The following is a 26,304-nucleotide window of genomic DNA, read 5'->3' as shown; positions in this document are numbered from 1 at the left end:
TCGGCTGTCCGCAGTCCGCTGTCTGCCTCCCGCAGTCCGCAGTCCGCGTTCTGCCCTCCTCCTTCCTCCTTCCTCCTTCCTTCTGTCTCCTCTTCGTCCTTCCTTTTCTTCGCCCTTTTTTCGGTACGCCCTTTTCTCCTTACGACGTCCCGAATCTCCGTCACGAAGTCCCGAAGTGGGTACCTCCATGTCTGAATCAGCGTCACAGGCCCGCAACACCCCGGCCGCACCCGGCCCTTCCTCCGCTCCGGCCGCTCCCGTCGAACCGGCCGAACCGGATCCGGGGCGCTGGAAAGCGCTCGTCTTCATCGCACTCGCCCAGCTGATGGTCGTCCTGGACGCCACCATCGTGAACATCGCCCTGCCCTCCGCCCAGCAGGACCTCGGCATCTCCGACGGCAACCGGCAGTGGGTCGTCACGGCCTACGCGCTCGCCTTCGGCGGTCTGCTCCTGTTCGGCGGCCGGATAGCCGACCTGTGGGGACGCAAGAAGGCGTTCGTCGTCGGTCTGGGCGGCTTCGCCGCGGCCTCCGCGCTCGGCGGCGCGGCCACCAACGAGGCGATGATGTTCGGCGCCCGCGCCCTCCAGGGCGTCTTCGGCGCACTGCTCGCGCCCGCCGCGCTCTCGCTGCTGGCGGTGATGTTCACCGACGCCAAGGAGCGCGCGAAGGCGTTCGGCATCTACGGCGCGATCGCCGGTGGCGGCGGTGCCGTCGGCCTGATCCTCGGCGGGTTCCTCACCGAGTACCTGGACTGGCGCTGGACGTTCTTCGTGAACATCCCGTTCGCCGTGGTCGCCGCTGCCGGTGCCTACTTCGTCATCCGCGAGCCCCGCGGCAGCCGCAACCGCTCCCCGCTCGACATCCCCGGCGTGATCCTCTCCACCTTCGGCCTGGTCGCCCTGGTCTACGGTTTCACCCGCGCCGAGTCGGACGGCTGGAGCGACTCCGTCACCGTGGGCATGTTCGTCGCCTCGGCGGTGCTGCTGCTGGCCTTCGTGGTCGTGGAGTCCCGCGTCAAGGCCCCGCTGCTGCCGCTGCGCGTGGTCACCGAGCGCAACCGCGGGGGCATCTACCTCTCCCTCGGTCTCGCGATCATCGCGATGTTCGGTCTGTTCCTCTTCCTGACGTACTACCTGCAGATCGTGAAGGGGTACTCGCCGGTCAAGACCGGGTTCGCCTTCCTGCCGATGATCGCGGGCATGATCACGGGCTCGACCCAGATCGGAACCCGCCTGATGACCCGGGTGGCCCCGCGCCTGCTGATGGGCCCCGGCTTCCTGGTCGCCGCGCTCGGCATGCTGCTGCTGACCCAGCTGGAGATCGGCTCCTCGTACGCGGCCCTGCTGCTGCCCGCGATGCTGCTGCTCGGCCTCGGCATGGGTACGGCGTTCATGCCGGCCATGTCCCTGGCCACCCAGGGTGTCGAGCCGCGGGACTCCGGTGTCGCCTCCGCGATGGTCAACACCTCGCAGCAGGTGGGCGGCGCGATCGGCACGGCCCTGCTGAACACCATCGCCGCCTCCGCGACCACGGCGTACATCGCCGATCACCTCGCGGGCGCGACCAGCCGGTCGCAGCAGCAGCTCGTGCAGCTGGAGGGCATGGTGCAGGGCTACACCAGCGCCATCTGGTTCGCCGTCGGCATCCTCGTGGCCGCCGCGGTGATCGCCCTGACCCTGGTCAACGCCGGTCGTCCGGGCGGCAGTCCGGTGACGGGCTCCGCGTCCCGCGAGGGCGCGGTGGACGAGGTGCCGGTCCCGGTCGTCGCCCACTGACGGCCGGCCACCGCCCGCACCCCTTCGGGACCTTCCGTTTCGTACGCGAGAGTCCACCCGTGGGTACGAGGGAGGGGACGCCCCGCACCCACGGATCCCAGGACCTGCCCCGACTCCGCATCGCCGGGGCCGGGGCAGGTCCGCATCCGCGCTCGGAGCCGGTCCGGGCACGGGCCCGGACCGGACCCGTGCGTGGCGATGCCGGATCGGGGCCCGTGCTCGCGCCCGTGCCCGTGCTCGCGCCCGCGCCCGCGCCCGTGCCCGCGCCCGTGCCCGTGCTCGCGCCCGCGCCCGCGCCCGTGCCCGTGCCCGTGCCCGTGCCCGTGCAGGTCCTGCCCGGAGCCGCCGCCATGCTCCGCCTCAGCGCAGCCATGGCAAGTCCGCCCTCGCTTCAGCGGCCGTGGCGTTCCGCCCTCGCCTCAGCTCAGCCAGGGCAACTACACCCCTCAACGCAGCCAAGGCAGATCCGCCCCCGCCTCCTCCGGCTGGAGCCCTTCCGCGATGATCCGCATGATGTCGCCGAGGGACTTCTGCTGTTCCGGGGAGAGCCGGTCGAAGACCGCCTGGCGCACCGCCTCCACATGGCCCGGCGCGGTCTGCCGCAGCACCTCGTAGCCCTCGTTCGTCAGGACGGCGAACTGGCCCCGCTTGTCGTCGGGGCAGTCCTCGCGGCGCACCCAGCCGTTCTTCTCCAGGCGGGCCACCGCGTGCGACAGGCGGGAGCGGGTGATCTTCGCCAGCATCGCCAGCTCGGTCATCCGCAGCCGCCGCCGCGGGGCCTCTGCCAGCTTGACCAGGAGGCCGTAGTAGATGTGCGGCATGCCCGCGTCACGCTGCAGCTGACGGTCGAGATGGTCGTCGAGGAGGGTGACGCCGTCCATGAACGAGCGCCAGACACGCTGCTCCTCGTCGGTGAGCCAGCGCGGTTCCGAGGGTTCCCGGTCGGAGCCCCGGGTCGGTGCGGATGCGGGTGCCTTCATGCGTTCCACTCTACGGGGACCCTTCTTGAACTTTAAACAAATGGCCCGTACAGTTTTGTAGGGAACCATGTTCTGGAAGGAGCCGCAGCATGTCCGCCGCCACTCAGGAGCGCATGCCCGCTCTGTACCTCAGCCACGGCGCCCCGCCCCTGGCCGACGATCCCGTCTGGCCCGGCGAGCTGGCCGCATGGTCCGCCGGTCTGCCCCGCCCCAAGGCGATCCTGATGGTCTCCGCGCACTGGGAGGAGGCCCCGCTCGCGCTCGGCGCCACCGAGACCGTCCCGCTCGTCCACGACTTCTGGGGCTTCCCGGAGCACTACTACCGGGTGACCTACGGCGCACCCGGCGCTCCGGAGCTCGCCGACTCGGTGCGCAAGCTGCTGCGCGCCCCGGGCACGCCCGTCCAGGACGTTCCCGACCGCGGCCTCGACCACGGCGCGTACGTCCCGCTGGTCGAGATGTATCCGGAGGCCGACATCCCGGTCCTGCAGGTCTCCATGCCCACGCTCGACCCGGTCCGGCTGCTGGAGATCGGCCGCCGGCTCGCGCCGCTGCGGGACGAGGGCGTGCTGATCGTCGGCTCCGGCTTCTTCACCCACAACCTGGCCGCGCTCCGGCAGGCCGGCGTCCCCGCCTGGTCGGCGGAGTTCGACGACTGGGGCCGGCGCGCGCTGGAGGCCCGGGACGTGGACGCCCTGCTCGACTTCGCCCGCAAGTCCCCGGCCGGGCGGCTGGCCCATCCGCGCACCGAGCACTTCGCCCCGCTGTTCGTGACCATGGGCGCGGCGGACGCCACCGGTGAGCTGGACGCGCAGAAGTCGGTGATCGACGGGTTCTGGATGGGGCTGGCGAAGCGTTCGGTGCAGTTCGGCTGACCGCCCTAGAGCGGCTTCTCGTACCAGGCCACGTCCCAGTACCGCCCGAACTTGCGGCCGACCTCCCGGTACGTGCCGACGCGGCGGAAGCCGAAGCGCTCGTGCAGCCGGGCCGACGCCTCGTTGGGCTGGGCGATGCCCGCGTAGGCGCGGTGCAGGTCCTCGCCGGACAGTGCTTCGAAGAGGGCCTCGTAGAGCAGGGTGCCGACACCGCGGCCGCCGGCGTCCGGGGCGACGTAGACCGTCGTCTCCACGGAGGTGCGGTAGGCGGGCTTCGCGCGGAAGGGGCTGGAGGTGGCGTACCCCAGGATCTCCTGTGAGTCCGGCCGCTCGGCAACCATCAGGCGGTACGGCCCGTCTACAGGGTGGGAGAGCAGCCAGGGGCGGCGCTCCGCCGGAGTGAAGATCGCGGTGTCGAATGTGATCGGAGTCTCACGTACGTAGTGGTTGTAGAGATCCGTGAGGGCGTCGAGGTCCTCCTCGGCTCCCGGTCTGACCTGCACCTCCGTACGCCCCGACCGCATCGCTCCCCCTCCTGTGGCTGCACAGCGGCCCGACAGGGTACTGCATGATCAGAAAAATTGGGTGCCGGGTTGGGAATTCTGTCCTGATTCCAGTCGTTGTTTCCATCGGATGCAGGGCACCCGAGGAGAGTCCGGAGAGTGTCCCGGAGACGGAGTCCGGCGTCCGAAGGACCACCCGCTGACCTCATCATCGCAAGGGAGCACGCATGGCAACCCGTGCCGTCGCCCGTCGTCAGTCCGCCACCGGCGAGACGGCCGACGCGGCAAGCAGTGTTCGCGCCCATGGCGGCGAGATCGCCGATCGCGACCTGGTCGGCATGTACCTCGACGAGATCGCGCGCACACCGCTGCTCGACGCCGCCAAGGAAGTCGAGCTGTCCCAGGTCATCGAGGCGGGTGTGTTCGCGAGGCAGGTCCTCGACGGATACGAGGAGACCCAGACGGACGCGACCCGCGAGGAGCTGGAGGCTCTGGTCGCGGACGCGGAGCGGGCCAAGGACGTGTTCATCCGCTCCAACCTCCGCCTGGTCGTCGCCGTGGCCCGTCGCTACCCCCGCAGCGGTCTGCCGCTGCTGGACCTGATCCAGGAGGGCAACGCCGGCCTGGTCCGCGCGGTCGAGAAGTTCGACTACCGCAAGGGCTTCAAGTTCTCCACGTACGCCACGTGGTGGATCCGCCAGGCGATCACGCGCTCGATAGCCGACCAGTCCCGCACGATCCGCCTGCCCGTCCACCTCGTGGAGGAGCTCGGCCGGATCCGCCGTGTGCAGCGCGAGTTCAACCGCGAGCACGGCCGGGACCCGGAGCCGGCGGAGATCGCCGCCGAGCTCGGCTCGACGCCGGAGCGCGTCACCGACGTGCTCGACTGGGCGCGCGACCCGGTCTCGCTGAACATGTCGGTGGACGACGAGGGCGAGACGCAGTTCGGCGACCTCCTGGAGGACACGTCGGCGGTGTCGCCGGAGCAGTCGGTGCTCACGCTGCTGCGCAGCGAGGAGCTCGACGACCTCATCGGCCGCCTCGACCAGCGCACGGCCTCCATCATCAAGATGCGCTACGGCATCGAGGACGGCCGCGAGCGCACCCTGACCGAGGTCGGCAAGGAGCACGGCCTCACCCGCGAGCGCATCCGCCAGATCGAGAAGCACGCGCTGCTGGAGCTGAAGAAGCTCGCGCGCAGCACGGGGTTCGACGCGGCGGCGTGACACCGGTGGGCGGCGTGGCCGCCGGGACGCACGAGCCGTTCCCGTGGCTCATGGGTGACGGGCCGTGTGCGCCCGGTGGTCGCCGCGTACGCCGGGTGGCGAAAGACCGCGCAAACATGGCGATGTAACGCCGCTTCAACCCGCGGGGCTCAGGGAACAAGACTTCCGGGCCCACCGGTTCGGGCCCGGGGCCACGCCCCTGGCCCTCCACGGACCACGCGTCCCGTCGCACTCCCCCCGGCGCCGGGACTCTCCCCAGGCCGGGTCTCGGCGTCCTTCCCCCCGGGCGCCGGGGCCCGGCTCTCTCCGCCCGGCCGACCCACGCAGGGCGGCGCTGGAGAGCGGGTCACCCCGTACCTGAACCACGGGGTGACCCGCCAGATGGCAGATTGTGTCACATGGGCATAGCCTGCCGGGCGTGAGCAGCACCACCCCGACCCCGCCGCAGGCCTCATTGACCGAGCGGCGCAAGGCCGAGACGCGCATGGAGATCGCCCGGGCGGCGGCCGGCCTCTTCGTGCGGCACGGCCTGCGCGCCACCCGCGCGGAGGACATCGCCCAGGCCGCCGGTATCGCCCCGCGCACCTTCTACCGGTACTTCGCCACCAAAGAGGAAGCCGTCGCGCCGCTCTACGCGGCCGGCTCGCAGCGCTGGGTGGAGGCGGTGCGCGCCGCTCCCGCCGGGACCGGCCTCCTCCAGGCCCTGGAGGACGGGGTCCGCCACACCCTCACCCCCGGTGCCGGCGTCTCGGCGTCCTCCTGGCACTGGGTCCGCACACTGCTGCGCCTGGCCGGCGCGAACCCCTCCCTGCGCAGGGTCTGGGCGGAGGTGTGCCAGGACGCGGAACGCATGCTGGCGGAGGTGCTCGCGGAGCGGGTGACACGTGTCGGGGGCGCGGCGGGCGCTCCGGCCGCGGACCGGGCCGACAACGTTGCCGCCACGCCGGAGGTGCGTTTCGCCGCCGCCGTCGCGAGCGCCGCCGTGCGGACCGCCCTGGAGAGCTGGGCGGAGGCGGACGGTCCGCCTGCGGGCCCGGGAGGCCCGGGGGAGCTGGCGCTGCGCAACCTGCGGGCCGTGCGGGACTTCCCGTGGGCCGAGTACGGCACTCAGCTGTAGTAGGCGATCTTCTCGTCGAGGACCTCGAGGGCCCGGCCCAGCGCCGCCACCCGCTGCTCCAGATCGGCGCGGCGCTCCCGGAGGAAGGCGACCCGGTCCCGCGCGGGGTGCTCGGCGCGCAGGAGGGCGACGAACGCCCGCAGGTCCGCGATGCCGAGGCCGGCGTCGCGGAAGCAGGTGACCAGCCCGATCCAGAAGACGTCGTCCTCGGTGTACTCCCTGCGCCCGCCCGGGGAGCGCCGGATCGGGCCGATCAGCCCTTCCCGCTCGTAGTAGCGCAGCGTGTCGAGGGAGACGCCGGTGCGCTCGGCGGCCGCTGCCGGGGTGAGAGTGGACATGAGGGCTCCTTCGCCGGCCGCCGTTAGCGCGCCTCGGCGAAGCGCGCCATGTGCTCGTCGCCGAGCCGCACCCGGCGGGCGGCGAGCGCCTCCTCGATCTGCTCCACCCGGCTCGCGCCGACGATGGGATCGATGCCCTGCCGCATCAGCCAGGCGAGCACGACCTGGTTCCGGGTGGCTGCGAGCTCACCGGCGATGTCGTCCAGGACCGTGAGCACCCGGGTGGTTCCCGGGTGATCGTAGATCGGCGGGAGCGGCTTGTCGGGGCGTACGTACGAACCCCACAGCAGCGAGCTGTACGCCCACAGGGCGAGCCCTTCCGAGCGTGCGAGGTCCAGGTCCTCGGGCGTGAGCAGGCGGTGGCCGGCCTCCGCGACGGGGGCGAGCGGACGCGGCTGGACCAGGGAGTGGCGCAGTTGCAGGGCCGTCCACGGCTGAACGCCCTGCTGCCGCGCGAGCGCGCGGGCGCGTTCGACGCGCCAGGCGGCGTGGTTGGCCGCCCCGATCCGCACGACGGTGCCCCGCGCGACCAGTTCGCCGAAGGCGCCGACCGTTTCCTCCAGCGGCACGGTGCGGTCCTCGGCATGGGCCCAGAGCAGGTCGATGCGGTCGACGGCCAGCCGGCCGAGGCTCTCCTCCACGCCCGCGTGCACGGCGTCGGCGGACAGTCCTTCGGCGCTCTGCGGCCAGGAGTGAGGTACGAGCGGGTTGTGCCGGACCTTCGTGGCGATCCGCACGGCGTCCCGCGCGCCCGGGCGGGCCCGCAGCCATGCGCCGATGACGCGCTCGCTGGCACCGCCGACGCCGCCGGGGTCGGTCCAGAAGGAGTAGCAGTTGGCGGTGTCGAGCCAGACACCGCCGGCGGCGACGAAGGCGTCGAGGATCGCGAAGGCCCGGTCGCGGTCGACGCGGGTGCCGAAGTCCATGGTCCCCAGGACGATGTGGGGGTCGGTGGTGGTCATGCCGCCCATGCTCGGATCTGGAGCGCGCTCCAGGTCAAGCCCCCGCCGCCCTGCTCAGCCGCGCCCCCAGCTCCCGCACCTCCGCGACGAGTTCCTCCGGCCGGTGCACCACGAAGTCGCACTCCAGCATCGCCAGCCGGAACGCCACCCACCGCACCGCGTCCCCGGTGGAGCCCCGCAGCCGGCAGTTGCCGTCGTTCAACGGCTCGGGCGTGCCCAGCCACTTGGGCACCCGGGCGGCGACGAAAGCGGCCGGGGCGGCGAACGTGACGTCGAAGTCGTAGGACTCCTGGTGCCGTTGCATCGACTGCCGCAGGTACTCCGCGGCGCTGCCCGTCGGCAGCTCGCGCGGCGTGAAGCGCGCGCCCGTGGCGAACGGCTCGCTCACCCGGTCGACGCGGAAGGTGCGCCAGTCGCCCCGGTCGAGGTCGTAGGCCACCAGGTACCAGCGGCGGCCTGTCGACACGAGCCGGTGCGGCTCCGTCAGGCGCCGCGAATCGGTGCCGTCCGCTGCCCGGTAGGCGAACCGCAGCCGCTCGTGCCCGGCCACCGTCGAGGCCATCACGGTCAGGGTCTCGGGTGCGATGCTCGGTCCGTCGCCGCTGGTCAGCGGTGTGGTCGCGGCCTGGAGCGTGCTCACGCGGTGGCGCAGCCGGCCCGGCAGCACCTGCTCCAGCTTGGCCAGCGCCCGCACCGATGCCTCGTCCAGCCCCTCCACCGCGTGCCCCGCCCCGGCACGCAGCCCGACCGCGATGGCCACGGCCTCCTCGTCGTCGAGCACGAGCGGCGGCATGGCCTTCCCGGCGACCAGGCGGTAGCCGCCGTCGGAGCCCTTGGTCGCCTGCACGGGATAGCCGAGTTCGCGCAGCCGGTCGATGTCCCGCCGGACCGTGCGGCGGGAGACCCCGAGCCGCTCGGCGAGCTCGCCGCCGGGCCATTCGCGGGGCGTCTGCAGCAGGGAGAGGAGGGTCAGCAGCCGGGCTGGAGTGTCCGTCGTCATACGACGAGCATGCCGCAGCACTAGGACGCGATCTGACCTAATGGGCCTCTAGCGTCGAGGTATGAAACGCACCGAGACCACTCCCGGCACCGCGGACCGCCGCCGCTGGTTCGCCCTCGCGATCGTGATGACCGCGGCCTTCATGGACCTCGTCGACGTGACGATCGTCAACATCGCCATCCCGTCGATCCAGCGGGAGGCGGGCGCCTCCTTCAGCCAGATCCAGTGGATCACCGCCGGTTACGCCCTCGCCTTCGCCGCCGGCCTGATCACCGGCGGACGGCTCGGCGACATCCACGGCCGCAAGCGGATCTTCCTGTTCGGCATCGGCGGCTTCACCGTCGCCTCCGCGCTGTGCGGTCTCGCGGTGAACCCGGAGATGCTGGTGGCGTCCCGGATCCTGCAGGGCGGCACGGCGGCGCTGATGGTGCCGCAGGTGCTGTCGATCGTGCACGCCACCTTCCCGGCGCACGAGCGGGGCAAGGTGTTCGGGCTGTTCGGCGCGATCGTCGGACTCGGGGCGGTGTCCGGCCCGCTGCTCGGCGCGCTGCTGACCGAGTGGAACCTGTTCGGATGGGGCTGGCGCTCGATCTTCCTGATCAACCTGCCCGTCGGCGTGGCGGGCCTGGTCCTCGGCGGCCGTTTCATCACCGAGTCCAAGGCGCCGCGCGCCCTGAAGCTCGACCTGGTGGGCGTCGCGCTGGTGACGCTGGGCCTGCTGATGCTGGTCTACCCGCTCACCCGCGGGCGTGAGCTGGGCTGGCCGCTGTGGGGGTACGTCTCGATGGCCGGTTCGCTCGCCGTCCTGGCGGCGCTGGTGGCGTACGAGCGGCGCAAGGCGGCGCGGGACGGCTCCCCGCTGGTGGAGCTGTCGCTGTTCCGGGTGAAGAGCTTCGCGGCCGGGATCGCCGTGCAGACCGTCTTCGGCGTCGCACTCGGCGTGTTCTTCCTGGTGTGGACGCTGTACATGCAGATCGGGCTGGGCTGGAGCGCGCTGAAGGCCGGGCTGACCGGGGTGCCGTTCTCGATCGCCGTGTCGGTGGCCGCCGGGATGTCGGTGCAGAAGCTGGTGCCGCGCTTCGGGCGCCGGGTGCTCCAGGCGGGCGCGCTGGTGATGGCGGCCGGGGTGCTGCTCTACATCGCGGAGTCCGCCTACTTCGGCCTGGGCATCGCGCCCTGGCAGATGGCCCTGCCGCTGGTCGTGATGGGCGCCGGCATGGGGCTGATCGTGGCGCCGCTCACCGACGCGATCCTCTCCGAGGTGCCGCGCGAGCACTCCGGCTCGGCCTCCGGCCTCATCAACACCGTGCAGCAGATGGGCAACGCGCTGGGGCTGGGCCTGGTGTCGGTGGTCTTCTTCGGCACGATCGGCGAGCGGCTGAGCCCGGCCGAGGTGGGACCGGCCTTCGCGGACGCCTTCCGCAACGCGCTGGGCTGGGTGGCCGCGGTGCTGGGCGTGATCTTCCTGCTGATGTTCGCCCTGCCCAAGCGGCCGGCGCAGCACGTGGAGGGGGAGCAGCCGGTGGCGGAGCCGAAGGAGCCCGCGCTGGTCTGAGAGCGGGGGACGGGCCCGGCACCACGCGGTGCCGGGCCCGCTCTCTTTCTGATCACGCCCGATTGGGTCCGAACCTGTTTACTTCCCGGACATCTGGGCGTAGCCTCCCGCTGAAACCACACGTTCGGGCATGAGGCGGAGGCGAACGGACATGTACGCACCGGAGCGGCAGCAGGAGATCCTCCGGCTCGCCCGTGACGGCGGCCGAGTGGATGTCGTGTCGCTGGCCGAGGAGTTCCAGGTGACGGCGGAGACGATCCGCCGGGACCTGAAGGCCCTCGACCGCGCCGGACTGGTCCGCCGGGTGCACGGCGGGGCCATCCCGGTCGGGCGCCTCGACTTCGAGCCGGACCTCGCCGAGCGCGAGACCACGGCCGCCGACGAGAAGGACCGCATCGCCAAGGCGGCCCTGGCCGAGCTGCCGGCCGAGGGCACGATGATCCTCGACGCCGGTACGACGGTGGCCCGTATGGCCGCCGCCCTCCCGCTGGAGTCCGTCCTCACCGTCGTCACGCACAGCCTGCCCATCGCGGCCCGTCTCGCCGACCACCCCGGCATCCAGCTCCACCTCGTCGGCGGCCGCGTACGGCACCGCACCCGCGCCGCCGTGGACGCCTGGGCGCTGCGGGCCTACGGCGAGATCCGCGCCGACGTGCTGTTCGTGGCCGCCAACGGCTTCTCCGCCGAACACGGCCTGACCACCCCCGACCTCGCCGAGGCCGCCGTCAAGCGCGCGGCCGTGGCCGCCGCCCGCCGCGTGGTGCTGCTCGCCGACTCCTCCAAGCACGGCCAGGAGCACTTCGCCCGCTTCGGCGCCCTGAGCGACGTGGACCTGCTGATCACCGACAGCGGGCTGAGCCCCGAAGACGCCGTCGCGATCGAGCGCGGCGGCACGGAAGTAGTGCGCGCATGATCCTCACCGTCACCCCCAACCCGTCCCTGGACCGCACCTACGAGGTGCCGTCCCTCGACCGCGGCGAGGTCATCCGCGCCACCGGTGAGCGGATGGACCCGGGCGGCAAGGGCGTGAACGTCTCGCGCGCGGTCGCCGCGGCCGGGCAGCGCACGGTGGCGGTCCTGCCCCTGGGCGGCGCCCCGGGCAAGCTCGTCGCCGACCTGCTCGACGCGCAGGGCATCGAGGTCGCTCCCGTCCCGGTCGCCGGGGCCACCCGCTCCAACATCGCCCTCGCCGAGGCCGACGGTGTCCTGACCAAGATCAACGCGCCGGGCCCCGAACTGACCGGCGCCGAGCGGGAACTGCTCCTGGAGACCGTACGGCTCCAGTCCCGCGACGCCTCCTGGATCGCCTGCTGCGGCAGCCTCCCGCGCGGCCTCGCCCACTCCTTCTACGCCGACCTGGTCGCCCGCACCCACGCCGCCGGGGCCCGGATCGCCCTGGACACCTCCGGACCCGCGCTCCTCGCGGCCCTGCGGGAGCGGCCCGACGTGGTCAAGCCCAACGCCGAGGAACTGGCGGAGGCCGTCGGACGCCCCCTCGCCACCGTCGGCGACGCCGTCAAGGCCGCCGAGGAGCTGCGCGAGAAGGGTGCCCGGGCCGTCCTGGCCAGCCTCGGCGCGGACGGGCAGCTGCTGGTCAGCGAGGAGGGCGCCTGGTTCGGCAGCGCCCGGGTGGACGCCGTCCGCAGCAATGTGGGCGCCGGTGACTCCTCCCTCGCCGGCTTCCTGATCGCCGGCGGTCACGGCCCCGAGGCCCTCGCCTCCGCGGTCGCCCACGGCGCGGCGGCCGTCCAGCTGCCCGGCAGCGTCATGCCGGCACCGGGCGACCTGGACCCGGCGGCCGTCACGGTCACGGCCGACGTGCCGGCGGACCGTGCGCTGAAGGAGCCGGTGTCATGACGTACGCCGCACCGCGCGGACCGGCCAGGACCCGGCGGGACACCGCTCCGTTAACCGCCGCCCCCAGCGGACGGCAGGGCATCCTGAGCCGCCCCGCCGCCCGAGGAGGCCGGGGCCTCCCCTTTCCCGGCCTCCCCCCACTCCCCGTCACCCCCCACCGCATCCCCGTCCCCTCCCACGCCCACCCCACTGACCGGGCGATACGCGTGCTAAGGAGCCCGCGATGAGCGACATGATCACCGTGGACCTGGTCGATCTCGACCTGTCCGCCGACACCAAGGAAGCGGCGGCGCGCGCCCTCGCCGAGCGCATGGTTTCCCTGGGCCGGGTGACCGACCTGGAGGGCTTCCTCGCCGACGTCGCCGCCCGCGAGGCCCAGATGCCGACCGGCCTCGACGGCGGCATCGGCATCCCGCACTGCCGCAGCGCACACGTCACCGAGCCGACCCTCGCCTTCGGTCGCAGCGCCGACGGCATCGACTTCGGCGCCGCGGACGGCCCCGCCGACCTGATCTTCCTGATCGCCGCGCCGGCCGGCGCCGACGACGCCCATCTGACGATCCTGTCCTCGCTGGCCCGGCAGCTGATGAACAGCGAGTTCACCGACGCCCTGCGCGCGGTGGGCGACCCGGCCGCCGCCGCGGCGCTGATCCGCGGCGACGACCCGGAGGCGGCGGCAGGGGCGCGGCAGCCGTCCGGCGGGTCCGCGGCAGCCGCCGCTCCCGGGCGGGCGGGCTCCGAAGACACCGTGGCGTCGGCGGGAGCGGCCTCTCCCGCCGCCGCCACGGTCACCGGCGACGGCACGGCCGACGGCGGGCAGCGCCCGTTCCGCATCGTCGCCGTCACCTCCTGCCCCACCGGCATCGCCCACACCTACATGGCGGCCGAGTCGCTGGAGAACGCCGGCCGCGAGGCGGGCGTCGAGGTCGCCGTCGAGCCCCAGGGCTCGGCCGGCTTCACCCGGCTCGACCCGGCGGTCATCGCGGCGGCGGACGCCGTGATCTTCGCCCATGACGTGCCCGTGCGGGAGAAGGAACGCTTCGCCGGGAAGCCGACGGTCGACGTCGGCGTCAAGGCGGGCATCAACCGCGCCGCGGAACTCATCGCCGAGGTCCGCGAGAAGGCCGCCCGCGGCGAGGTCAGCTCCGGATCCGCCCCGGCCACCCCGGTGGAGCGCACCGGCGAGTCCGGCGAGGGCTACGGCACCAAGCTGCGCAAGTGGCTGATGTCCGGCGTCAGTTACATGGTGCCGTTCGTCGCCGCGGGCGGTCTGCTCATCGCGCTCGGCTTCGCGATCGGCGGGTACAAGATCGACAAGGCCCCGTCGGTGATGGAGCACTTCGCCTGGACGCAGGCCGACAGCTGGGCGGCCCTGCTCTTCCAGATCGGCGTCGTCGCCTTCGGCTTCCTCGTCCCGGTCCTGGCCGGCTACATCGCCTACGGCATGGCCGACCGGCCCGGACTCGTGCCCGGCTTCGTCGGCGGCTCCATCGCCCTCACCGTCAACGCCGGTTTCCTCGGCGGCCTCGCGGCCGGTCTGATCGCCGGCGGCGTGGTGATGGCGATCCAGAAGGTGCGCATCCCGGCGGCCCTGCGCGGCATCATGCCGGTGGTGGTGATCCCGCTGATCTCCTCGGCGATCGTCGGGTTCCTGATGTTCGTCGTCATCGGCAAGCCCATCGCCGAGGCCCAGAAGGGCATGACCGACTGGCTGAACGGCCTGTCCGGCAGCAACGCGATCCTGCTCGGCGCGCTCCTCGGCCTGATGATGTGCTTCGACCTCGGCGGTCCCGTCAACAAGGTCGCCTACACCTTCGCCACCGCCGGTATCGCGGTGTCCAGCCCCGGCGACTCCGCGATGAAGATCATGGCGGCGGTCATGGCGGCCGGCATGGTGCCCCCGCTGGCGATGGCCCTGGCCACCACCGTGCGCGGCAAGCTCTTCACGCACACCGAGCGCGAGAACGGCAAGGCCGCCTGGGTGCTGGGCGCCTCCTTCATCTCCGAAGGCGCGATCCCGTTCGCCGCGGCCGACCCGCTGCGCGTCATCCCCGCCTCGATGGCGGGCGGCGCGCTCACCGGCGCCCTGTCGATGGCCTTCGGCGCCACCCTGCGCGCCCCCCACGGCGGCATCTTCGTGGTCCCGCTGATCGGCAACCCGCTGCTCTACCTGGTTGCCATCGCCGCGGGCGTCTGCGTCACCACGGCCCTGGTGGTCGTCCTCAAGGGCACGCGCAAGCCCGCCCCGGGCGCCACGGCGGCCTCCGGCGAGGGCGGCACGGTCCCGGCGGCGGAGCAGAAGCAGCCCGTCGCGGCCTGAGACGGTACGGGTTCGCCCCATTCGGGGTGTGTGAACTGTTCACGCCACCTGCGAGATAGATCACGAAAGTCACGGCCCGGGACCGAAGTCCCGGGCCGTGGTGTGTACTGGAGCGCATGTCCGATCACGTCTCGCGGTGGCCCGAGGGCCACGCGCTCCCCGCCCTCCCGCAGCAGCGGCAGACCGGCCCCCGGTCGGAGTCCGTGGAGCTGACGCCCGAGGAGAGAGACGCCTTCGCCGAGCTGGTGCGCGGGCTCGGCGCCAGGGACCTCTGAAACCCCGCCTCAGGAGAGCTGCGCCGCGCGCCGCTCCATCGCCTCACGCGCCGCGTCCTCGCTGACGTACACCTCGCACATGTGCCGCCCGTCCGGCGTCGCCGTGTGCTCGACCTCCCAGAGCGACAGCTCCGCCCCGTCGCGCAGCAGGAACGCGTGCTCGTACAGTGAGAAGCCCAGCCCCGCCCGGCCCGCTCGGCACGGGCGGCCGAAGGCCTGCGTGATCTGGTGGCCGGACGCCGTGGTCAGCAGTGCCGCCGTGTCCGCGCCCGGCCGGTCCGCGTTCTCCGCCCGGCGCAGTAAGCGCCGCGCGTGGTCGGCCGAGTCCTCCGCGGCGTAGGCGTGCCGGGTCGCGGGGGCCGGGGCCAGCTGGACCGTCACCGGCAGCTCGAAGTCCGGTGTGTCCGGCGGCAGCGGCAGCCGCGTGGTCGCCGCGCGCAGTTCCTCCTCGTCGACGTACACCTCGTGCTGCGGCTCGCTGCCCGGCGCCGTGTTGTGCACGAGCTCCCACAGCGTGAGCGCGGATCCGTCGGCGAGCAGCCAGGTGTGCCGGTACGTCTCCCGGTGCAGGCCCGCGCTGTGGTGCGCGGAGTGCAGCGAACCGTCGTGCGCCAGCGCGCAGTCCAGCCGTCCTATCGTCTCGTCCGGCAACTCGAAGGAGTTCAGGGCACGGCCGAGGAGTCGCGCGAGGTGCTCCTCCGGAGACTCGGGCGAGTCATGGGGTTCGTACGCTGCCGTCTCGTACGGAACGCTCAAGGTTTCTCCCGGCGTTGCTGCATGTCACCTTGTGGGTGCATACCGTAGCCCCTCGGTCGGACATCATGTCCGGGAACCGAGAAAACGTACGTCCGGAAAAACGCGCGGGCCGCGCGAAAAATTCCCGCGCGGCCCGGTCGGTCCGTCAAAAACCCCAGTTGGGGATGTACTTCACCGATTCAGGAAGCGCTGCCCGCGACCCACTGGCTCCAGGACATGTTCCAGCCGTTGAGTCCGTTGTCCGGTGCCACCGTCTTGTCGGGCGAGTTCTTGACGATCACGACGTCCCCGATCAGGGAGTTGTCGTAGAACCACCGGGCGGGCGTGCTGCCCTGGGCGCCCCGGACGTCCGCGAGGCCGACGCAGCCGTGGCTGGTGCCCTGCCGGCCGAACGGCGGGTTGCCCTTGTTGTACCAGTAGTTGCCGTGCAGGAACGTGCCCGACGTCGTCAGGCGCATCGCGTGCGGCACGTCCGGGATGTCGTACTCGCCGCCCAGCCCGACCGTCCGGCTGTTCATCCGCGTCTGCGTGAACTTCTCGGAGATCACCATCTGCCCGTTGTACGTGGTGTGCTCCGGGCTGCCCGCCGAGATCGGGATCCTCTTGAGGGTCGCGCCGTCCCGGACGACCGTCATCGTCTGCGTGTTCGTGTCGACCGTGGAGACCTGCGAGCGCCCGACGGTGAAGGTCACCGTCTTCTTCTGCACGCCGAAGACGCCGTTCGCGCCCTCCACCCCGTCCAGGTCGATCTTCATCGTGACCTTGGAGCCGGACTTCCAGTACTCCTCGGGCCGGAAGTCGAGCCGCTGCCCGCTGAACCAGTGCCCGACGACCTTCTGCCCGCTGCTGGAGGTGACCTTGATGCGGGACTGCACGGCCTTGCGGTCGGTGATCGCCTTGTCGAACGTGAACGACACCGGCATGCCCACACCGACCGTGGTGCCGTTGTCCGGCGTGTACGTCCCGATGAAGCTGTTCGCCGACGTCACCGTGGTGAAGATGGAGTTGGCGGCGGCCGTCCGGCCCTCGCCGTCCTTCGCGAGCGCCGATATCCGGTACTTCGTGCCCCGCTCCAGCTGCTCCTTCGGCTTCCAGGACTTGCCGTCCGCGGAGACCGCGCCGGCGACCGCCTGCCCGCCGCCCGCCACCGTCATCTTCACCTCGGTCAGCTTCCCGCCGCTGACCTTCACACCGGTCGTGTTGATGGACGCGCCGGTCGAACCGTCCTCGGCCGAGATGGCGATCTTCGCCGCGGACGACTTCGCGTCGTCCTTGCCGCCCTTGTCGTCCTTGGCGGTGGCGCTGCCTCCGCAGGCGGTGAGCGTCAGGGCGCCGACCACCAGGGCGGCACAGGCCCCCAGTACGCGCCGCGCTGCAATGTCCGGCGTTGTCACGGGCTGCTCCCAGTTCGTGTGATGTGCGTGATCCGCTCCAGTACGTGGGGGAAGAGGGGATCGGCGGCCGGTCGGGTTCCACCCGTGCGCCCTGAACGCCATCACGTGACAGAACCCGGACAATGTCCGGCTCCGCCGGTGCATCCGCCGCGCGCGGCAGGCCCGTTCAGCGCCCCGTGTACAGCTCCGAGTACGACGGCCACGCCCCGCCCGGCCCGTCCACCGACTCGGCGGCCCGCACGGCCCGCACGATCGCCCGCGTCACGACGTCCGCGCCGGCCGCGAGGATCTCGTTCAGGGCGAGCGGCTCGGCGGCGTCCAGGGCGCGGTCGCCCGTCGCCAGCGCGAACACCGTGTCCCCGTCGTTCAGCAGATGCACCGGCCGCACCGCCCGGGCGATGCCGTCGTGCGCCGTGCCCGCCAGCTTCTGCGCCTGCGCCTTCGTCAGGTCGGCGTCCGTGGCGACCACCGCGAGCGTGGTGTTGAGCGGCGGAGGCGCACTGCGCGCGGACGTCTCGGCGAGCCGCCGCCGCGCGGCCTCGTGCACCTCGCCCTGCGGATACTCCACCTGCCCCTGGAACAACTCCCCGTACAGCACCCCCGTCTCCGGATCCACGACCGCTCCCGCCGCGTTGGCCACCACCAGCGCCGCCACCGTGATCCCCGAACCGAGCACGGCGGAGGCACTGCCGACCCCGCCCTTCACGACCCCGACGACGGCCCCCGTGCCGGCGCCCACGCACCCCTGCGCCACCGGCGCGCCGGGCTCGCTCGCCGCGGCGGCCTCGACCGCGGCCCGTCCGGTGGCCGCGTCCGGCCGGGCCCGGAAGTCACCGCCCCGCCCCAGATCGAAGACACAGGCGGCGGGCACCACCGGCACCACGTGCGCCGGGTCCGGCCCGACCCGGATGCCGCGCCCCCGTTCCTCCAGCCAGGCCATCACCCCCGACGCGGCGTCCAGCCCGTACGCGCTGCCGCCGGTCAGCACGACCGCCTCGACCTTCCGCACCACGTTGCGCGGGTCCAGCGCGTCCGTCTCCTTGGTGCCGGGGCCACCACCCCGCACGTCCACGGCGGCCACGGCCCCGCCCTCCGGGGCGAGCACGACCGTGGTGCCGGTGAGCCAACCGCCGCCGGCGCGGGTCGCGTGCCCCACGCGCAGACCGGACACGTCTGTCAGAGCGTCAACTGTCATGCGGGACAGTTTCGTCTAGGCGTGGGGGTATGGCTGGGTGCGGTGGTGCGGTGGTGCGGTGGTGCGGTGGTGCGGTGGTGCGGTGGTGCGGTGGTGCGGTGGTGCGGTGGTGCGGTGGTGCGGTGGTGCGTGGGTGTTCGGTGGACGAGTACGTCGGGGCCGCCCGCCTCCCGTCTTCCGCCTCCCGTCTTCCGCCTCCCGTCTCACCCGGTCACGGTCGGCGCGCTCCCGGGCCGGCTGCTCCGCCGGGTCGCCAGTGTCTCTCCCGCCGCCACCGACAGCGCGCAGACGATGCCCGCCGCGAACACCGCCCAGTCGCCCAGGAACGTGCAGCAGATCACGAGCAGAGCCGTCGTCGGCAGCACCAGCTGCTGGGCGATGCCGATCTTGAAGTGGCGGGAGTGCAGGGCCCACAGGATCAGCAGGTACAGGGCCGTCGGCAGGGTCACGGCGGCCGACGCGGACAGCGTGGAGATGTGCGCCTTGCCGACCTGCGTCTCCACCGCCACCTCCAGCCCGGCCCCGATCGCGGCCGCCGAGGCGAAGACCAGGTAGTGGCCGTAGCCCCACAGGAACGCCTGCCGGCTGGAGCGCAGATGGCCGTGGATCGGCACCACGAAGTAGCTCCACCACGCGGCGAAGATGATCAGGAGCCCGCCCGTCGCGAGGGGGAGGAGCTCGCCCAGCGCGTCGTACTCGTCGATGCCGGACTTCACCCCGACCGTGGCCGCGGCGATCGTCTCGCCGAGCACGATGATGGTGAACAGCCCGTACCGCTCGGCGATGTGACGCGGATGCCAGGCCGTGGTGTACCCCCTCTCCGCGAACAGCGGCACGCACATCTCCAGCAGCGCCATCACCAGGAAGCACCAGGGCCGGGCAGCCTCCGGCAGGAACAGCAGCCCCAGCCAGCCGACCTGGCACAGCGCCACACCGCCCGCGTAGCGCAGGGCCGTCGTACGCTCCGGGCCCTCGCTGGAGCGGGCCACCCGCAGCCACTGCGCCACCAGGGCGAGCCGCATGATGACGTAGCCCAGCCAGACCACCAGGTACTCGCGCTCCTCGAACGCCCGCTCGACCCCCGCGGCGAGGACCAGCACGCCCGCGATCTGCACCAGCGTGACGACCCGGTAGAGGACGTCGTCGTTGTCGTACGCCGAGGCGAACCACGTGAAGTTCATCCACGCCCACCACAGGGCGAAGAACACCATCGCGTAGTCGATGATCCCCTCGCCCGCGTGCCCCTCGGCGACCGAGTGCACCAGCTGGATGCCGGCCTGGGCGACGGCCACGACGAAGCACAGGTCGAAGAAGAGCTCCAGCGGCGAGGCCGTCCGGTGCGCCTCGTCGCGGCCACGGGCCCGGAGGGGGCGCAGCAGGCCGTGATCGCCGTGTGCGCCGGAGGGGACGGGCGGGGGAGAGGCGCTGGAGGTCATGATTCCCAGCACAACAGAAGGCGCCGGGTTTTTCTCCGCGACCGTACCCTGGACGCATGAGCACCGCCCCCGAACCCGAACCGCGCGCGCCGAAGCCCGCACTGATCTTCGACGACCCGCTCGACCAGCAGTCCTCCGACGACACGGACCGCGGCTGGGGCGAGCGCACCGACTCCGGCGGCGGGGCGGCCGACCTCAAGCGCTTCCTCGACGAGAAGCCTCCCCACCACCTCTGAAGCAGCCGGCGGACCACCCCCGGCGGCCTCGGCGGCTTCGAGGCCGGCCGGTCCGGCGTCCGCGGCGCTACAGGCGGTCGTGCCCCGAGCCGCGCTGCGCGACCAGCTCGTCGCGGATCTCCTTCAGGACCTCCAGCTCGGTCACCTGGATGATCTCGTGCGTGCCCTCCTTCGCCTTGCGGCGGGCCTCCAGCCGGGCCAGGTACTTCGCCATCGGCAGGACCATCAGGAAGTAGACGACCGCCGCCGTGATCACGAAGCTCAGGGCCGCGCCGAGGACGGAGCCCCACAGGATCTGGATGCCCTGCTCGCCCTCGCAGGTGGAGCTCAGGCACGAGCTGTAGTGCTCGAGGTTCTTGGTCCCGATGGCGCCGACGACCGGGTTGATGATCCCCTTCACCACGGCGTTGACGATGTTGGTGAAGGCGGCGCCGATCACCACCGCCACCGCCAGATCGACCACGTTCCCGCGCATCAGGAAGGCCTTGAAGCCTTCCCAGACGCTCGGTTCCTTGTTCTCACTCACCTCGGGGCCTCTCCTCGTACGAGCAGCTTGTGGAACAAAACGCTCCGCAACCTACGTCACCGATGGGCCGAACCGGGGAACTGGGTCCCTCGAACGAGCGACTCGACCGGAGTGTGCACGTGACCTCCGCACACCTGACCGAGCTCACCACAACGTCACCGCCAAACGCGCCGTGGCACTGGCGCCGGCCAGCCGGGCGGCGGTGGCGCGCGGCACGGAGAGCACGACCAGCGCCCCGCCCTCGGAGACGCCCTCCAGGGGCTCCGGCACCTTCGTCACCCGGGCGCCGCGCGCGACGACCCGGGCGTCCCCGCCCCTCGCGGTCTCCTCGGCGGCGATGACGTCGACCCGGTCGCCGGGCCGCAGCAGCCGTACGGTCTCCGCGTCGGCGATCCGGACCGGGGCGGTCACCGGCCGCGGACCGACCCGCGGCCCCATGACCTGCTTCCCGGCCTCCCCGGCCTGTTTCCCCGCCTCCCCGGCCTGCTCCCCGGCCTGTTTCCCGGGCTGCTCCCCGGACGCCGGGGCCGCGTGTGCGGGAGGGCGGCCCGGGGGGTGACCGCGCGCCCCGTCGGTGTCCCGTGGGCCGGCCGCGAGCAGCGCGGTCGCGGTGACCGCGAGCCCGACCGCCACGGCCCGCCGTCTGTGGCGCCCTAGGGGGCCCGGCCGGCACCGACCACCGCGCACCCGCACGGGCTCGAAGCGCGGCACCTCACGGGTCGCGGGCACCTCGGGTCCGGGCGGGCACGCGGCGGCGGACCAGGAGGGGGAGGACGGCACGGGCCGGGAGGGAGACGACGACACGAACGAAGAACGCGCATGGGACATGGAGACCACCACCTGCGTCGAGGGACCGGCTTGCGCTCCCCACGATGAGGTGTCGCGCAGCCGCCCGCTCGGGCCTGTGGACGCACCCCGACCCTGTGGACAACTCCCTCACCCGAACGACGAGTTCCGCAAACGCCCTCGCCCCAGACGGTCCCCGCCCTCGGTCTCCGCCCTGGGTCTCCGCCCCCGGGCCTCCGCCGCCCTCGACGCCTGCCGGACGGCCTCCGCCGCCCTCGACGCCTGCCGGACCTCCGGCCTGGACGGCCGCCTCCCCGACGCCGACTACGGCAGCGCGAACCCCGGATCCATCCCACCCAGCGCACTCACACACAGGCAGTCCCGCTCGATCTCGGCGGGCAACCCCGCCACCGCGTCGAACAGCACCCCCCGCAGCCGGTCCACGTTCGCGGAGAACACCCGCAGCACCTCGTCGTGCGAGACGCCCTCACCGGTCTCGGCACCCGCGTCGAGGTCGGTGACCAGGGTCAGAGACGTGTAGCAGAGCTCCAGCTCGCGGGCGAGAGCCGCCTCGGGATGGCCGGTCATGCCCACCACGGACCAGCCCTGGGCCTGGTGCCACAACGATTCGGCACGGGTCGAGAAGCGCGGCCCCTCGACCACGACCAGCGTGCCGCCGTCCACCGGCTCCCAGTCCCGGCCGCGCGCCGCCTTCAGCGCGACGGTCCGCCCGGTCGGGCAGTAGGGGTCGGCCAGCGACACGTGCACCACGTTCGGGACCGTGCCGTCGGGCAGCGGCAGTCCGTCGAAGTAGGAGTTCGCGCGGGTCTTCGTACGGTCGACCAGCTGGTCCGGCACGAGCAGGGTGCCCGGCCCGTACTCGGGGCGCAGTCCGCCCACGGCACACGGGGCGAGCACCTGGCGCACGCCGACCGAGCGCAGGGCCCACAGGTTGGCCCGGTAGTTGATCCGGTGCGGCGGCAGGTGGTGACCGCGTCCGTGCCGGGGCAGGAAGGCGACCCGCCGGCCGGCGACCTCGCCGAGGAAGAGGGAGTCGCTGGGCGCGCCGTAAGGGGTGTCGACCTGGACCTCGGTCACGTCGTCGAGGAACGAGTAGAACCCCGAACCACCGATGACACCGATCCCGGCACCCTCGACACCGCCCCCGTTCTCGAAACCGCCCCCGATACCGCCCCCGCCGGCGCGCACCGCGCCACCCCCGTCGCCGGCCGTGCCCCCACCGACGCCACCCGCGCCGACGCCACCCGCGCCGACGCCACCCGCGCCGACGCCACCCGCGCCGACGCCACCCGCGCCGACGCGACCCGTGTCGACGCCACCCGCAGCGGCCTCGTCCGCCCTGCCCGCCATGCCCGTATCCGCCGTCTCCGCCATGTCCGCCGTCTCCGCCGCATCCGCCATATCCGCACCCTAACCCCGCGCGGAAACGCCGAGGACCCCGTCGCCCGAGGGCGACAGGGTCCCGTAAGAATCCGGCCTTACGCGGCGGTGCTGCTGCTGGAGGAGCTGCCGGCCGACGACGAGCTCGAGGAGGAGCTCGACGAGCCGGAGTCGGAGGACGAGCTCGACGAGGAGGAGCTCGACGACTTCGACGCCGGGGAGCTGCTCGACGAGGAGCCGCGGCTGTCGTTCCGGTAGAAGCCGGAGCCCTTGAAGACGATGCCGACCGCCGAGAACACCTTCTTCAGGCGACCCTTGCAGCTGGGGCACTCGGTGAGGGCGTCGTCGGTGAACTTCTGCACCGCCTCGAGGCCCTCGCCGCACTCGGTGCACTGGTACTGATAGGTGGGCACTGTCTTCCTCCTGGCACTCTCACTCGATGAGTGCTAACGACGCTCCATAGTGACGTATTCCGGCCGCTCAGTCCACTGCCACCGGCACGCGGTGACCCACGCCACGTGCCACGGTCCGGCCGTGGGCGCGTGCCGCCAGCCGGGAACGCAGAGCCAGGAGGGTCACCAGGGCCAGCAGTGTGCCGCCCATCGGGACCAGGAAACCGGCGCCGTCCCGGAAGCGGTCCTCCAGCTGCCCGGCGACCGTGACGGCGGCCGCCTGGCCCAGGGCCACCGCGCCGGTCAGCCAGGTGAAGGCCTCGGTGCGGGCGCCGGCCGGGACCAGGTCCTCGACGAGCGTGTAGCCGGTGATGAGGGCGGGCGCGATGCACATGCCCACGAGCAGTCCGAGCCCGGCCAGGACCAGGACGGAGTGCGCGGCCCACAGGCCGGACGCGGTGAGCGCCAGCGCGGTGTAGCCGACGACCAGGCGCCGCTGCGGGGCGACCTTCCAGACGATGGCGCCGCAGGCGAGGCCGGAGAGCATGTTGCCCGCGGCGAAGACGCCGTACAGGACGCCGTTCAGGCCCGGTTCGCCGATCGACTCGGTGAACGCGGCCAGGGAGACCTGCATGCCGCCGAAGACGGAGCCGATGCCCAGGAAGGTCACGATCAGCACCCGCACGCCGGGGATGCTCAGCGCGGAGGCGTGCCGCACGCGCGCGTGCCCGCCGCCGGAGACCGTGGGCTGGGTGCTCTTCTGTGCGGCGAACAGCAGACCGCCGACCAGGGTCAGCGAGGCCTCCGTGACCAGGCCGGCGGCCGGGTCGACGGCGGTGCACAGGGCGGTGGCCAGCAGCGGTCCGACGACGAAGGTCAGTTCGTCCGTGACGGACTCGAAGGCCGCCGCGGTGGTCATCAGGGGCGAGTCCTTGAGGGTGACGCCCCAGCGGGCCCGCACCATGGGGCCGACCTGCGGCACCGAGGCGCCGGTGGGGACGGCGGCCGCGAAGACCGCCCACAGGGGCGCGTCCATGAGGGCCAGCGCGGTCAGCGTGAGCCCGGACAGCGCGTGCAGCAGCACGCCGGGGATCAGCACGGTCCGCTGCCCGTAGCGGTCGGCGAGGCGGCCGCTGTAGGGCGCGAACAGGGCCATGGAGACACCGGTGACGGCGGCGGCGGCGCCCGCCGCGCCGTAGGAGCCGGTGGTGTGCTGCACCAGCAGGACGATGGAGATCGTCAGCATCGCGAACGGCTGGCGAGCCGCGAAACCGGGGAGCAGGAACGTCCAGGCGCCGCGGGTGCGCAGCAGCCGGCCGTATCCCGGGCGGGCGGAAGCCGTCGCGTTCTCCGACGTCTTCGAGGTGACCGTGGATGCCACGGCCCGTGCCTTTCTGCCGCCTGGTAGCGCGGCCCCGTCGTGGGCGGCGCCGAGAGCTGTCCTCTTGCGCGGAACTGCGGTAGATGCCGGGGCCCGGTGAGGAGGGGTGTCCCGACCGCCATACGGTCGCGCCAGCTCTGCGTCAGGCAGAGTTGGTTCGATCTGGGTACGCCTTCATCCTACAGGGATCAAGGGGTGGCAGACCTGTGAAAGAGAGCACCACGGGCCCGACCGCCTTCCAAATGCAAATCCCCGCAAAGGGGACATAGTGAAGGGGGTAAGGGAGCAAGGGGGGTGAGGGGGCATGGTGGCCGCGCGTCAGCGGTCCGTGCCGTCCGTCCCCAGCCACCCGGCCAGCTTGCCGCCGTGCCCGACCGCGCGCAGCCGCTTCTCCGCCGCGTCCCGGACGGGGTCCGTGGCGATCACCAGGAGTTCGTCCCCGCGCTGCAGGATCGTCGTCGGCAGCGGCACGAAGGACTCGCCCCCGCGGACGACGAGCGTCACGGCCGCGCCGTGCGGCAGCCGCAGCTCGGCCACCTCCACGCCGTGCATCCTCGACCCGTCCGGGATCGCCACGGACAGCAGATGCCCGCGCAGCCGTTCCAGCGGGGCCGACTCGATGCCGAGGTCGGCCGCCTCCGAACTGTCGCCGAGGTGCAGCTTGCGGCCCAGCCAGGGCAGCGTCGGGCCCTGGACGAGGGTGTAGACGACGACCAGGATGAAGACGATGTTGAAGATCCGGCGGCTGGCCTCCACGCCCTCCACCATGGGGATGGTCGCCAGGATGATGGGCACGGCGCCGCGCAGTCCCGCCCAGGACATCAGGGCCTGCTCCCGCCACGGCACCCGGAACGGCGTCAGGCAGACCAGCACGCTCAGCGGGCGCGCCACCATGGTCAGCACCAGCCCGATGACCAGCGCGGGTACGAAGTCGTCGCCCAGCTCGTGCGGTGTGACCAGCAGGCCGAGCAGGACGAACATGCCGATCTGCGCCATCCAGCCCAGCCCGTCGGCGAACCCGCGGGTGGCCGGCCAGTGCGGCAGCCGGGCGTTGCCCATCACCATCGAGGCCAGGTACACCGCGAGGAAGCCGCTGCCGTGGGCCAGCGCGCCGGCCGCGTACGCCACCACGGCGATCGCCATCACGGCGATGGGGTAGAGGCCGGAGGCCGGCAGGGCCACGTGCCGCAGCCCCAAGGATCCCAGCCAGCCCACCGCGAGCCCGATGGCGGCGCCGATGGCCAGCTCCAGCAGGATCACGCCCAGCAGCACGTACCAGTGCTCGACCGGGCCCGCCGTCGACAGGGACACCACCAGGATGACCACCGGGGCGTCGTTGAAGCCGGACTCCGCCTCCAGGGTGCCGGTCACGCGCGCGGGCAGCGGGATCTTGCGCAGCACGGAGAACACGGCCGCCGCGTCGGTCGAGGAGACGACCGCCCCGATGATCAGTGCCTGCCGCCACTCCAGCCCGATGAGGTAGTGCGCGGCCGAGGCCGTGATCCCGACGCTCACCGCGACACCCGCCAGCGCCAGCGCGCTGGCGGCCGGCAGGGCCGGCTTGATCTCCTTCCACTTCGTGCCCAGGCCGCCCTCGGCCAGGATCACGACCAGGGCCGCGTAGCCGATGACCTGGGTCAGCTCGGCGTTGTCGAAGTGGATGTCGCCCACGCCGTCCTGGCCCATGGCGACGCCGATCCCCAGGTACACGAGCAGGCTGGGGAGCCCGCTGCGCGAGGAGATCCGTACCGCTGCGACGGCGACGAGCAGGACGAGAGAGCAGACGAGCAGGAGCTGGTTGAGGTGGTGAACAGTCAGCGGCCGAATCCTTTCCTGGCCCGACGCGCACCCGCGCGCGGGCTCACGTACATCGCACATGAAACTGGGGCGCAACGCGCCAACTACTTCGTTACCTTACCTAACTCTTGACGATTTCTTGACACTCGCGAGGGCAAGATCGAACGTCCGTGCGCGCTGGTTCCCGACTCCGCGTCAAGGGGCGCAAGGCCCTGCGCC

The 26,304-nt window shown here is 72.4% G+C and carries 25 protein-coding genes; 10 read left to right on the top strand and 15 right to left on the bottom strand.

Annotated features, from left to right (window positions below):
- The first annotated feature begins 187 nt into the window (after positions 1-187).
- A complete protein-coding gene (locus ABZY20_RS13430; protein ID WP_356441020.1) occupies positions 188-1,777 on the top strand; it encodes a DHA2 family efflux MFS transporter permease subunit in 1,590 nt (529 codons plus the stop codon).
- 446 nt (positions 1,778-2,223) lie between these two features.
- On the opposite strand, the gene ABZY20_RS13425 is transcribed toward ABZY20_RS13430, so the two are convergent.
- Positions 2,224-2,757 (bottom strand): MarR family transcriptional regulator, encoded by a 534-nt coding sequence (locus ABZY20_RS13425; RefSeq protein WP_356441018.1) that lies wholly within the window; start codon positions 2,755-2,757, stop codon positions 2,224-2,226.
- 89 nt (positions 2,758-2,846) lie between these two features.
- On the opposite strand from ABZY20_RS13425, the gene ABZY20_RS13420 reads away from it, so the two are divergent.
- Complete coding sequence (locus ABZY20_RS13420; RefSeq protein WP_356441015.1) at positions 2,847-3,632, top strand: class III extradiol ring-cleavage dioxygenase; 786 nt, start codon at positions 2,847-2,849, stop codon at positions 3,630-3,632.
- A 5-nt stretch (positions 3,633-3,637) separates the two neighbouring features.
- Here the strand turns inward: ABZY20_RS13420 and ABZY20_RS13415 are convergent, their stop codons facing one another.
- Complete coding sequence (locus ABZY20_RS13415; RefSeq protein ID WP_356441012.1) at positions 3,638-4,156, bottom strand: N-acetyltransferase family protein; 519 nt, start codon at positions 4,154-4,156, stop codon at positions 3,638-3,640.
- Between the two features lie 206 nt (positions 4,157-4,362).
- Here ABZY20_RS13415 and ABZY20_RS13410 point away from each other — a divergent pair, with 206 nt between their 5' ends.
- Positions 4,363-5,361: a sigma-70 family RNA polymerase sigma factor gene (locus ABZY20_RS13410; protein WP_356441009.1), complete on the top strand. Its 999-nt coding sequence runs from the start codon at positions 4,363-4,365 to the stop codon at positions 5,359-5,361.
- A gap of 418 nt (positions 5,362-5,779) precedes the next feature.
- A complete protein-coding gene (locus ABZY20_RS13405) occupies positions 5,780-6,478 on the top strand; it encodes a TetR family transcriptional regulator (protein WP_356441006.1) in 699 nt (232 codons plus the stop codon).
- Here ABZY20_RS13405 and ABZY20_RS13400 read toward each other — a convergent pair.
- The 3 genes from ABZY20_RS13400 to ABZY20_RS13390 are packed head-to-tail and all read right to left on the bottom strand — an operon-like array spanning position 6,469 to position 8,778.
- Positions 6,469-6,816, bottom strand: coding sequence for a MerR family transcriptional regulator (locus ABZY20_RS13400; protein ID WP_356441003.1), 348 nt, complete (start codon positions 6,814-6,816; stop codon positions 6,469-6,471). The genes ABZY20_RS13405 and ABZY20_RS13400 overlap by 10 nt on opposite strands.
- Before the next feature lie 23 nt (positions 6,817-6,839).
- A complete protein-coding gene (locus ABZY20_RS13395) occupies positions 6,840-7,778 on the bottom strand; it encodes an aldo/keto reductase (RefSeq protein ID WP_356441000.1) in 939 nt (312 codons plus the stop codon).
- 34 nt (positions 7,779-7,812) lie between these two features.
- Positions 7,813-8,778, bottom strand: coding sequence for a YafY family protein (locus tag ABZY20_RS13390; protein ID WP_356440997.1), 966 nt, complete (start codon positions 8,776-8,778; stop codon positions 7,813-7,815).
- A 61-nt stretch (positions 8,779-8,839) separates the two neighbouring features.
- Here ABZY20_RS13390 and ABZY20_RS13385 point away from each other — a divergent pair, with 61 nt between their 5' ends.
- The 5 genes from ABZY20_RS13385 to ABZY20_RS13365 all read left to right on the top strand — a co-directional run bounded on the left by ABZY20_RS13385 (position 8,840) and on the right by ABZY20_RS13365 (position 14,785).
- On the top strand, positions 8,840-10,333 hold the full coding sequence (locus ABZY20_RS13385; RefSeq protein ID WP_356440994.1) for an MFS transporter: 1,494 nt from the start codon (positions 8,840-8,842) through the stop codon (positions 10,331-10,333).
- A 151-nt stretch (positions 10,334-10,484) separates the two neighbouring features.
- Complete coding sequence (locus tag ABZY20_RS13380; protein ID WP_356440991.1) at positions 10,485-11,246, top strand: DeoR/GlpR family DNA-binding transcription regulator; 762 nt, start codon at positions 10,485-10,487, stop codon at positions 11,244-11,246.
- On the top strand, positions 11,243-12,190 hold the full coding sequence (gene pfkB, locus ABZY20_RS13375; protein ID WP_356440988.1) for a 1-phosphofructokinase: 948 nt from the start codon (positions 11,243-11,245) through the stop codon (positions 12,188-12,190). The genes ABZY20_RS13380 and pfkB overlap by 4 nt, the downstream gene beginning before the upstream one ends.
- Before the next feature lie 223 nt (positions 12,191-12,413).
- Positions 12,414-14,510, top strand: a complete 2,097-nt coding sequence (locus ABZY20_RS13370; protein WP_356440985.1) for a fructose-specific PTS transporter subunit EIIC — start codon at positions 12,414-12,416, stop codon at positions 14,508-14,510.
- Between the two features lie 116 nt (positions 14,511-14,626).
- Positions 14,627-14,785 (top strand): hypothetical protein, encoded by a 159-nt coding sequence (locus ABZY20_RS13365; protein WP_356441737.1) that lies wholly within the window; start codon positions 14,627-14,629, stop codon positions 14,783-14,785.
- 9 nt (positions 14,786-14,794) lie between these two features.
- Here ABZY20_RS13365 and ABZY20_RS13360 read toward each other — a convergent pair whose 3' ends face one another.
- From ABZY20_RS13360 to ABZY20_RS13345, 4 genes are all read right to left on the bottom strand, one after another.
- Entirely contained in the window at positions 14,795-15,541 is a 747-nt protein-coding gene (locus ABZY20_RS13360) for a DUF6227 family protein (RefSeq protein WP_356440982.1), read from the bottom strand.
- A 179-nt stretch (positions 15,542-15,720) separates the two neighbouring features.
- Positions 15,721-16,935 carry an Ig-like domain-containing protein gene (locus ABZY20_RS13355; RefSeq protein ID WP_356440979.1) on the bottom strand — a complete coding sequence of 405 codons (1,215 nt, stop codon included), beginning with the start codon at positions 16,933-16,935 and terminating at the stop codon, positions 15,721-15,723.
- A gap of 166 nt (positions 16,936-17,101) precedes the next feature.
- Positions 17,102-18,130 (bottom strand): P1 family peptidase, encoded by a 1,029-nt coding sequence (locus ABZY20_RS13350; RefSeq protein WP_356440976.1) that lies wholly within the window; start codon positions 18,128-18,130, stop codon positions 17,102-17,104.
- A 203-nt stretch (positions 18,131-18,333) separates the two neighbouring features.
- Positions 18,334-19,566 carry a low temperature requirement protein A gene (locus ABZY20_RS13345; protein WP_356440974.1) on the bottom strand — a complete coding sequence of 411 codons (1,233 nt, stop codon included), beginning with the start codon at positions 19,564-19,566 and terminating at the stop codon, positions 18,334-18,336.
- Between the two features lie 56 nt (positions 19,567-19,622).
- On the opposite strand from ABZY20_RS13345, the gene ABZY20_RS13340 reads away from it, so the two are divergent.
- Positions 19,623-19,802 carry a hypothetical protein gene (locus ABZY20_RS13340; RefSeq protein WP_356440971.1) on the top strand — a complete coding sequence of 60 codons (180 nt, stop codon included), beginning with the start codon at positions 19,623-19,625 and terminating at the stop codon, positions 19,800-19,802.
- A 67-nt stretch (positions 19,803-19,869) separates the two neighbouring features.
- Here ABZY20_RS13340 and mscL read toward each other — a convergent pair whose 3' ends face one another.
- The 6 genes from mscL to ABZY20_RS13310 all read right to left on the bottom strand — a co-directional run bounded on the left by mscL (position 19,870) and on the right by ABZY20_RS13310 (position 26,166).
- Complete coding sequence (gene mscL / locus ABZY20_RS13335) at positions 19,870-20,328, bottom strand: large conductance mechanosensitive channel protein MscL (RefSeq protein ID WP_356440969.1); 459 nt, start codon at positions 20,326-20,328, stop codon at positions 19,870-19,872.
- A gap of 144 nt (positions 20,329-20,472) precedes the next feature.
- Positions 20,473-21,156, bottom strand: coding sequence for a hypothetical protein (locus ABZY20_RS13330; RefSeq protein WP_356440966.1), 684 nt, complete (start codon positions 21,154-21,156; stop codon positions 20,473-20,475).
- A gap of 282 nt (positions 21,157-21,438) precedes the next feature.
- Positions 21,439-22,302, bottom strand: a complete 864-nt coding sequence (locus ABZY20_RS13325) for an S-methyl-5'-thioadenosine phosphorylase (protein ID WP_356441699.1) — start codon at positions 22,300-22,302, stop codon at positions 21,439-21,441.
- A 311-nt stretch (positions 22,303-22,613) separates the two neighbouring features.
- Positions 22,614-22,928, bottom strand: coding sequence for an FmdB family zinc ribbon protein (locus ABZY20_RS13320; protein ID WP_356440963.1), 315 nt, complete (start codon positions 22,926-22,928; stop codon positions 22,614-22,616).
- A gap of 67 nt (positions 22,929-22,995) precedes the next feature.
- Positions 22,996-24,288 carry an MFS transporter gene (locus ABZY20_RS13315; RefSeq protein WP_356440960.1) on the bottom strand — a complete coding sequence of 431 codons (1,293 nt, stop codon included), beginning with the start codon at positions 24,286-24,288 and terminating at the stop codon, positions 22,996-22,998.
- 318 nt (positions 24,289-24,606) lie between these two features.
- Entirely contained in the window at positions 24,607-26,166 is a 1,560-nt protein-coding gene (locus ABZY20_RS13310) for a potassium/proton antiporter (protein ID WP_356440957.1), read from the bottom strand.
- Between the last annotated feature and the right edge of the window lie 138 nt (positions 26,167-26,304).

It is taken from the genome of Streptomyces sp. NPDC006624, from assembly GCF_040611555.1.
Classification (GTDB): domain Bacteria; phylum Actinomycetota; class Actinomycetes; order Streptomycetales; family Streptomycetaceae; genus Streptomyces.
This window is presented reverse-complemented; position numbering and strand designations above follow the sequence as displayed.